General features: G+C 53.6%; 10 protein-coding genes. 4 read left to right on the top strand and 6 right to left on the bottom strand.

Features of this window, described 5'->3' with window-relative positions; genetic code table 11:
* Together B3P58_RS02860 and rpiA are read right to left on the bottom strand one after the other, a co-directional pair.
* Positions 1–1236 (bottom strand): hypothetical protein (locus tag B3P58_RS02860; protein WP_286716000.1); only part of this gene is annotated, 1236 nt, incomplete at its 3' end.
* 59 nt (positions 1237–1295) lie between these two features.
* Positions 1296–1970: a ribose-5-phosphate isomerase RpiA gene (rpiA, locus tag B3P58_RS02855; RefSeq protein ID WP_145467683.1), complete on the bottom strand. Its 675-nt coding sequence runs from the start codon at positions 1968–1970 to the stop codon at positions 1296–1298.
* Positions 1971–2089: 119 nt separating this feature from the next.
* Between rpiA and ilvA the strand changes: the two genes are divergently transcribed.
* From ilvA to B3P58_RS02840, 3 genes are all read left to right on the top strand, one after another.
* On the top strand, positions 2090–3607 hold the full coding sequence (gene ilvA, locus B3P58_RS02850; RefSeq protein ID WP_145467685.1) for a threonine ammonia-lyase, biosynthetic: 1518 nt from the start codon (positions 2090–2092) through the stop codon (positions 3605–3607).
* Between the two features lie 178 nt (positions 3608–3785).
* The gene (locus tag B3P58_RS02845; RefSeq protein ID WP_145467687.1) at positions 3786–4502 is read left to right on the top strand and encodes a 1-acylglycerol-3-phosphate O-acyltransferase; all 717 of its coding nucleotides are present in this window, start codon (positions 3786–3788) and stop codon (positions 4500–4502) included.
* Positions 4503–4570: 68 nt separating this feature from the next.
* Positions 4571–5374 carry a substrate-binding periplasmic protein gene (locus tag B3P58_RS02840; RefSeq protein ID WP_286715997.1) on the top strand — a complete coding sequence of 268 codons (804 nt, stop codon included), beginning with the start codon at positions 4571–4573 and terminating at the stop codon, positions 5372–5374.
* Positions 5375–5386: 12 nt separating this feature from the next.
* Here the strand turns inward: B3P58_RS02840 and B3P58_RS02835 are convergent, their stop codons facing one another.
* From B3P58_RS02835 to smrA, 3 genes are all read right to left on the bottom strand, one after another.
* A complete protein-coding gene (locus B3P58_RS02835; protein ID WP_145467691.1) occupies positions 5387–5722 on the bottom strand; it encodes a ribbon-helix-helix domain-containing protein in 336 nt (111 codons plus the stop codon).
* 110 nt (positions 5723–5832) lie between these two features.
* Positions 5833–6393, bottom strand: coding sequence for a DJ-1/PfpI family protein (locus B3P58_RS02830; protein ID WP_145467693.1), 561 nt, complete (start codon positions 6391–6393; stop codon positions 5833–5835).
* 95 nt (positions 6394–6488) lie between these two features.
* On the bottom strand, positions 6489–7088 hold the full coding sequence (gene smrA, locus B3P58_RS02825; protein WP_145467695.1) for a DNA endonuclease SmrA: 600 nt from the start codon (positions 7086–7088) through the stop codon (positions 6489–6491).
* A gap of 186 nt (positions 7089–7274) precedes the next feature.
* Here smrA and B3P58_RS02820 point away from each other — a divergent pair, with 186 nt between their 5' ends.
* Positions 7275–7898: a hypothetical protein gene (locus B3P58_RS02820; protein WP_225691151.1), complete on the top strand. Its 624-nt coding sequence runs from the start codon at positions 7275–7277 to the stop codon at positions 7896–7898.
* A gap of 75 nt (positions 7899–7973) precedes the next feature.
* Here the strand turns inward: B3P58_RS02820 and B3P58_RS02815 are convergent.
* Positions 7974–8633, bottom strand: a 660-nt coding sequence (locus tag B3P58_RS02815; RefSeq protein ID WP_286715994.1) for a DUF481 domain-containing protein, incomplete at its 5' end; no start/stop codon positions are given.

Genomic DNA, 8633 nt, shown 5'->3' with positions numbered 1-8633 from the left:
ACTGATATCAAGCGCCAGCGGCAGCACCAGGCTGAGAGCGCTGCCTTGTTGCCAGTTCAGCGCCGGGGTCAGGTTCAGGCTGGCGAGTAACTGCTCACTTTTTTTGCCGTGCAGCAGGTTCTTCAGCTGGCCTTCGGCTTCGCAGCTGCTGAGTTTGGCGCTGCAGTAGCCGCTGAACTGCTGGCTGCTGCTGAGGGTAAACAACTGATCGCCGCCTGCCGCTGGCAGCAGATCGGTGAACTGCAGTTGCTGGTTGTTGCTCTGCAACTGCCATTGCCAGTCGGCGGCTGGGTTTTCTTTATTCAGGGTTAAGTGCCAGCTGCCGCTTTGCCAGTGCATATTGTCAGCCAGTTGCTGGCGGCGGGTATCGAAGCCGGCACTCAGGTTGATGCTCAGATCCTGTGGCAGGTAGGCGCTGTTGGGTAATTGCAGCCCGGCATTGAGTTGCATCCGGTTAAGGGGCAAGGGCAGCCCGCTGAGCTGAGGTAAGCGTTCACTCAGGGCGGCAAAGTCGAGGCGCTGATCCAGCGTCAGGCGGGTATTGTCGGCGTCCTGTTCAATATGGCCATACTGCTGCAACAGTAATTGGCTCTGTTCCGAAACCAGCAGCAGCCAGTCGCCACTGCGTTGTAATTGCAGTTCGATCTGCCACGGCAGCGGCAGATTATCCAGCTGAGCACTGCCATGAATACGCCACTGCTGCGGGGTCAGGCTGGCGCTGAGTTCGGCCACCGCCGCAGGATGTTGCAGCACAATATGGTCAATGCTGACCTGTTCCAGTGGCAGTTGCAGCCACTGGCTGAATTGTGGAATTTCCAGCAGCTGGTGCAACTGTTCACGTGCGGCATTACCGGCATTCTGTGCGGCTACCGCAGCGACTTTGCGCGCACTTTCATCGGGCAGGCTGACGTGTAATTCGGCAATACTGAGGGTTTTCAGCCGGCCCTGCAGTAATTGCGACGGGCGGTAGCGCAGATCAAGATCGGTGAGCTGAATCAGGCTGCCATCGGCCAGAGGCAGCTGCAGTTTAGTCAGCTGAAAACGCTGCCAGCTGAAGGTGTCGATCTGCACCACCACGCTGCTGCCGGGGGCGGCTACATCGGCCAGCAGATCCGGCAACCAGCGGTTCAGGGCGGGTTTGAGCAGGGCAGGCAGAACGCTCAGCAGCAGCACAATCAGCACAACCGCCGACAGCATAATACTCAGCAGACGCAACAGCAGCTTCGGCAGGCGCACAGGCGTCAGCCGTGCCTGAACTGCGTGCAGCAATCCTTTGCCCGGCACGTGCATGATGGTTATTTAGCCTTGATGGTCTGAACGCCGTTCTGGGTGCCAAGCAGCAATACGTCGGCCGGACGCAGGGCAAACAGACCGTTGGTGACCACACCGGTAATCTGGTTGATTTTGCTTTCCAGCTCAATGGCAGAGGCGATGCTGAAGTTATGCACATCCAGAATGCAGTTGCCGTTATCAGTAATTACACCTTCGCGGTAAACCGGATCGCCGCCCAGCTTAACCAGTTCACGGGCCACATAAGAGCGTGCCATCGGAATTACTTCTACCGGTAGCGGGAAAGCGCCTAAGCGGTTCACCAGTTTGGTTTCATCGGCGATGCAGATAAATTCTTTGGCGACCGCAGCAACAATTTTTTCGCGGGTTAACGCCGCACCACCGCCTTTGATCATTTCCAGGTGCTCGTTGATTTCGTCGGCACCGTCGATATAAAAGTCGAGGTTGCTGACGCTGTTCAGGTCGTACACCGGAATGCCGTGATCACGCAGACGCTGGGCTGAAGCTTCAGAACTGGCAACCGCACCGTCAAACAGGTGTTTGTGTTCGGCCAGGGCATCAATAAAGCAGTTGGCGGTAGAGCCTGTGCCAACACCGACAATGCTGTCGTCGTCGAGATGAGGGCGGATATAGTCGGCGGCGGCGATACCTGTGGCGCGTTTCAGTTCGTCTTGTGTCATGATGGCAGCTCGGGCTTATGATGTGTCAGATGCAGCGAATTATATGCGCTGATGCGTTACAATGCTCACCTCTGAGTGCTTCCCGCACCGATTTTTTCAGTCTGTTTGGAATCCCCGGCATGCTTAACGATTACCTGAAGAAAATTCTCGCCGCCCGCGTTTACGATGTTGCTGTCGAATCGCCGCTGCATATTGCCCCCTTCCTGAGCGAACGGCTGGGCAACCGAATTTGGGTAAAACGTGAAGATCAGCAGGCGGTGTACTCATTTAAGCTGCGTGGCGCCTACAACAAAGTGGTGCAGCTGACGGAAGAAGAAAAAGCCAAAGGGGTGGTTGCGGCATCCGCCGGTAACCACGCGCAGGGACTGGCGCTGGCGGCACAGAAACTGGGCATTAAAGCTACCATCGTCATGCCGCGTACCACGCCCGATATTAAAGTGAAATCGGTTAAAGCCCGTGGTGCCAAAGTGGTACTGCAGGGCGATGCCTTTGATGATGCCTTTGCCTATTCGCAGAAGCTGGTTGAAGAAAAAGGCATGACTTACATCCATCCCTACGATGACCCGGAAGTGATTGCCGGTCAGGGCACTATTGGTATGGAAATCCTGCGTCAGCTCAGTGGCCCGGTGGATGCGATTTTTGTTCCGGTCGGAGGCGGTGGTCTGGCAGCCGGTGTGGCGGCTTATATCAAAGCGCTGCGCCCGGAAATTAAAGTGATTGGTGTTGAGAGCACCGAGTCCGCTTGTCTGGCGGCGGCGCTGGCAGCGAAAAAGCGCGTTATTCTGCCCCAGGTCGGTATTTTTGCCGACGGTGTGGCCGTGGCCCAGATCGGTAAAAACACCTGGGAAATCTGTAAAGATCATATCGACGAAGTGATCACCTGTACGCCGGATGAAATCTGCGCCGCCATTAAAGATGTGTTCGACGATACCCGTGCGGTATGTGAACCAGCCGGTGCATTAAGCATTGCCGGCGTTAAAAAGTACGTTGAGCGTGAAGGTTGTGAAGGGCAGAACCTGGTGGCGATTTTAAGCGGCGCCAACGTTAACTTTGATCGGCTGCGTTATATCTCGGAAGTTGCAGAGATCGGTGAAGGCCGGGAAATTATTCTGGCGGTGACCATTCCCGAACAGCCTGGCAGCTTTCAGAAGTTCTGCAGCCTGATCGGCAAGCGCCCGATTACCGAATTTAATTACCGCTACAGCGATGACCATCAGGCGCAGATTTATGTCGGCGTTAAAGTTGGCGCTGAGCACGGTGCGCGTCAGGCATTGCTGGATGAACTGCACGGAGATAATTATCCGGTGCTGGATATTACCGACGATGAAATGGCCAAGTACCATATCCGCCATATGGTGGGTGGGCATGCGCCGGCAGCCGTTAATGATGAACGGGTTTACCGTTTCGAATTTCCGGAGCGTCCGGGTGCACTGCTTAATTTCCTGCGCAAGCTGGGCAAGCACTTTAATATATCGCTGTTCCATTACCGTAACCACGGTGCAGCTTATGGCCGTGTTCTGGTTGGTTTGCAGGTTGCTGATGACCGTCAGCAGCAGCTGCACAGTTTTCTGGAAGAGCTGGGCTATGGTTATTGGGATGAAACCGATAATACGGCCTACCAGCTGTTTCTGCGTTAACTGCTTCTGTGTTAATCAAGCGAGCGGGCATTCATGCCTGTTATTCACAGAATAATGGCATGCCGGCACCTTGCTGCCGGCCTGTCCTGTGAGAACAATAGCGTTTTTGCATCTGCTGTATGTGTCGCCCGGAGATGGAGCTCAGCGGCACCTATAAACAATAATAAGAGACTTCATCATGCTGTTTGTTTTTCGTGCTGTCGTATTAACCGGCTATTTTCTGTTTGGCTGCACGCTTGGTCTGGTGCTGTGCATCATTCGTCCTTTCCATCGTAATAATACCCGCGACTGCGCCAAGATATTTTCTTTCGGCCGCTGGCTGCTGAACATTGATATGAAAGTGCTTAATCAATCTCCGGTCGGTGATGGTCAGGCTATTTATGTCGGTAATCATCAGGACACTCTGGACGTTTTTATTTATCCCGGCATGCTGCCCGGTAATATCGCCATTTTAGGTAAAAGCAGTCTGCGTTTTATTCCGGTGTTTGGTTTGTTGTTCTGGCTTGCTGGTAATATTTTTATTAACAGAACCAATAAAGCCAAAGCCTGGGAAACGATGGCCACAGTAGCGCGCACGGTAAAAAAACGCGGTTGTGCTGTTTACATTTTTCCGGAAGGTACCCGTTCGCGTGGTAAGGGATTATTACCCTTTAAAAGCGGTGCCTTTGCGCTTGCCATTGAGGCCGGTTTACCTGTTGTGCCAATGGTGTACAGCAGTACGCATAAAAATATTGATCTGCACCGCTTCCATAGTGGTAAAGTGTTGGCGCGTTATCTGGAACCGATCAGTACCGAGGGTATGGGTGAGGACGATGTGAAGCGCCTTGCAGAGATGACCCGCGAACGGATGGCGCAGGCAATCGATGCTCTGGATGCGGAGCTGGCAGTAAAGTAGCAGGCAATTAATTAGTGGCCGCCTATACTGAATCCGATCCCGGATATTTGTGTTGGGGTGTGCAACTCATGAAACAGATTGTTATGTTCTGGCTGGTAATGATTACCGGCATTTCCGCCAGTGCAGAACAGGACGCCTGCCATTTATTTACCGCCAGTGGTAATGCCGAATATCCGCCTTACCTGTGGCGGTCGCCGCAAAATCCCGAAGTGTTAACCGGTGCAATCTCCGGCTTCTTACACAAAGTTTCAAAACAACTCGATATAAAAATCGATCTGCAATACAGCGGTCCCTGGGGCCGGACTCAGGAAGAAGTTGCGGCCGGACGTATCGATTTTATTGCCGGTGCCTTTTATACCGATGCCCGCTCTGAGCGCATGGATTACCTGCGCCCCGCCTTTCAGCTGACCCGTACCGTGGTGTGGGTTAATAATGAAAAACCCTTTAAGTTTAACCGCTGGGAAGATTTAATCGGCCGTCAGGGCGTTACTGTTATTCATAACAGCTTTGGTCAGGAGTTTGATGACTTTGCCCGCAAGTACCTCACCGTTCATCAGGTTGGCAGTCTGGAACAGGGACTGAAGATGCTGAATGGTCAGCGGGTTGATTATGTTTTGTATGAAGAGAATCCTGCCCGTGCCTACGCTGCGCGTAATGGCTATCTGAATATCCATCCATTAGCGCAGGAAATCAGCAGCGAGCCGCTGTATCTGACCCTGTCGAAAAAGTCGGCCTGTAATTCGCCGGAATTACGCGCGCAGATAGAGAAAGTACTGGTGCAGGCAAAAGAAGAAAACTGGATGCCGCCGCTGCTGCAGCAGGCCCAGTATCTGTGGGCAGAGCAGCATCTGAAATCGGCCGATACCGAATAATGCCTGAAGCTCTCAGGATACCTTGCGTACCGTTTCCTGGTTATCGTTAATGGTGTCCTGATAGGCACTGGTGGTGAGTGTCAGACGCTGCCCCTGATTCAGATGTGTTGTGCAGGCGACACGCAGTAAGGAAGTAAAGTTACCGGTTTCGCCGCGGCGCTCCAGCACTTCACGATAGATACGGGTAATAAAAGTACCCAGTGTCAGCCCGGCATCGGCAGCGATCTGCTCCAGCAATTGCCAGAAGACAGCCTCCAGACGAATACTGGTGACGACGCCATCGATACGGATGGAACGGGTCTTCAGTTCAAACAGTTCCGGTTCGGCACCTGAATAAATTTCACACATGGAAAGCTTCCTGAGGCAATCAGTCCGGTGCCCATTATGTCGCGCAAAGGAAAGTGATTGCACCCTCCTTTACGCGCAGTCAGCATCATGCCGATTCTGACAGGTACTGATTACTGCAACAGGGCATTAAACTGCGCCAGCCACTGCGGGTGGGCAGGCCAGGCCGGGGCGGTAACGATATTGCCGTCGGTAACGGCCTGATCGACGGCGATATCGGCATAGATGCCTCCGGCCATGGTGACTTCCGGTGCACAGGCCGGGTAAGCCGAAATTTTGCGTTCGCGGATAACATCAGCAGCGGTCAGCAGCTGCGCGCCATGGCAAACCGCAGCAATGGGTTTGCCAGCGCTGGCGAAGTGTTTCACCAGTTCCAGCACGCGGCTGTTCAGGCGCAGGTATTCCGGCGCACGGCCACCGGGCAGCAGCAGGGCGTCGAATTCCTGTTCGTTAATGCTGGCGAAATCTGCATTCAGTACAAAATTATGGCCGGGCTTTTCGCTGTAGGTCTGGTCGCCTTCGAAGTCGTGGATCGCGGTACGGACACTGTCGCCGGACGCTTTATCCGGACATACCACGCTGACGCTGTGACCGACCATCTGCAATGCCTGAAACGGCACCATCAGTTCGTAATCTTCGACGTAATCGCCGGCAATAATGAGGATATTTGCCATGAGCGCTGCTCCGTATTGTTGTTGTGGAACAGCGAGTCTGGCGGATTGTAAGGAATGTTGGGTAACAGCGGATTACTACAGCAGCAAGTGAGTGATCAGAGACGCCCTTTGCTGAACTGTTCGCGCGCGGCCTGTTTTTTCCGTTCGCTTTTACGCAGCAGTACGTAAAAGGCTCCGGCGCCGCCGTGATGGGGTTGCGCGGTGTGGTAGGCCTGAACTTCGTCCAGCTCCTCCAGCCAGTGCACCAGATAGCTTTTTAATACCGCCGGGTCGTTGATATTGCGGTCACCCTTGCCGGGGAGCACCAGCACACTGCGGATATCGTGCGCCATACAATCCTGAATAAAACGGTACAGCTCGCGCCGTGCTTCATCGATGGTGCGGCGGTGCAGGTCGAGGCGGGCTTCGGTTTCATATTTACCCAGCCGCAGTTTGCGGAATACCCCATCCTGAATACCGGGACGTTTATAACCGATGACATCGTGCGGGCCGACGCGTTTTACCTCGCTGGTCTGCAGGCGGTTACCATCCTGTTCTTCGGGCTGTTGCTGTGCCGCCTGACGGCGTGCCGCAGCACTGACCTGTGACGTCTCAGCCTTGCGCAGCTCGACCCGCTCTTTTGTTTGCAGTGGCTTAACGCCCTGCATTTCCTGCAGGAACAGCTGCTCTTCGGGATCGTTGTTGGTATCGCTCATGGTCTTCGTCGTACAGCAGAAATGCCCTATGATAACGAACATTCACGCCGTCCGTCTCGCGCCTGATAAGGGATTATATCCATGGTTTTCCTGTGACAATTCTTTGCAATGGCGGACACAACTTTGTGTGGCAATCCGTACACTGATAAGCGTACACATTGCCTGGCATTGCCAGAGGACCGAATGATGAAACAGACCCTAATCAAGGCCGTTGGTGCCGCCTGTACTTTGCTGCTGGCCAGTCAGGCGCTGGCCTTTGGTGGCAAGCACCGCGAAATAGACTGGGACGATGAGCTGGAACTGAGCGATGCCCAGGAAGAGCGCATCGACGAAATTGAAGACAGCTACGAAAGTAAATTCCGCGAGTTGCGTAAGGCCGACACGCCCCGCAGTGAGAACCGCGCCAAAGCACACGAACTGATGCAGGCGATGCGCGCTGAAATCCAGCAGGTGCTGACCCCCGAACAGCGTGAGCAGGCGCAGAGCTTAATGCGCGAGCAGCACGCCAAAATGCAGAAAAAACACGCTAAAGAACTGGCCCGTAAACTGGATCTGAGCGATGAGCAGAAAGATACTTTGCTGAAAGGCGTTAAAGAGCAGAAAGACAACTACCAGTGGCCGCTGGATCAGTCTCAGCGTGAAGCGGCGCGCCAGCACTTTGAACAACTGGTGCAAAGTGTGCTGACTGCCGAACAGCAGGAAAAATGGACGGCATTGAAAGAGAAGCAGATGCGCAAATGGCATCACCCGGATGAAGACGGCCTGGATGGCCATCATGGTCACCGTAAAGATAAAGACTGCGATAAATAATCCGGTTTTATCGGATACAAAAAGCCCGCGTAATAACGCGGGCTTTTTGTTATCTGCGGTGGCAGAACAATCCGATCAGAAGCTGTACACCAGAGTAACGCCAAACTCGGTATCGGTGTTTTCGCTTTCTGCCGGCACCTTATCAACGTACTTCACTTTATAGGTCAGCTTGGTGGCCAGGCTGCCGTTGATCTGACTTTTCAGACCGGTTTCTGATTTATAGATACTGTTGCTTTCGCCCAGTTCGGCACTGAATTCTTCTATAAATTCGACGCCTTTCTGAATGGTCCAGTGGTATCTGGCAACCAGACGGGCGATAACTTCTTCATTGATCTCATCTGTTTCTTTCAGCTTGTCGCGACGGTAACCGGGACCGGCTTCAAGGTCGAGTTCCATATTCTGTTCATGGATGGCGCGGTAACCGTAACCGGCGGATAACGTGGCCTGATACTCAAAACCGCTGAAGCGGTCACGTTCTTCATCACCGACAATGGCGAGGTAAGAATGCTCACTGAAGTTACGGTCAAACTGAACGGTGCCGCGGTACTTTTCTTTTGAAGTAACGCCATCTTCTTTACTGGTCAGGGCATCCAGTTTGAGGCTGGAATCCCAGAGTTCACCATCGCGTTTAACAGCAAATTTACCGTTAATGCTGGAGGTATCGGTATTACCTGAGGTGCGGATGGTGCCCAGCTCGGCAGATCCACCCCAGATCGGGAATTCCGGTGCTGCGGC

The organism is Thalassolituus sp. UBA2009 (assembly GCF_002335285.1).
Lineage (GTDB): Bacteria > Pseudomonadota > Gammaproteobacteria > Pseudomonadales > Oceanobacteraceae > Venatoribacter > Venatoribacter alkanivorans.
Note: the sequence above shows the minus strand (reverse complement) of the source record. Positions and strands in the feature narration are given on the sequence as shown.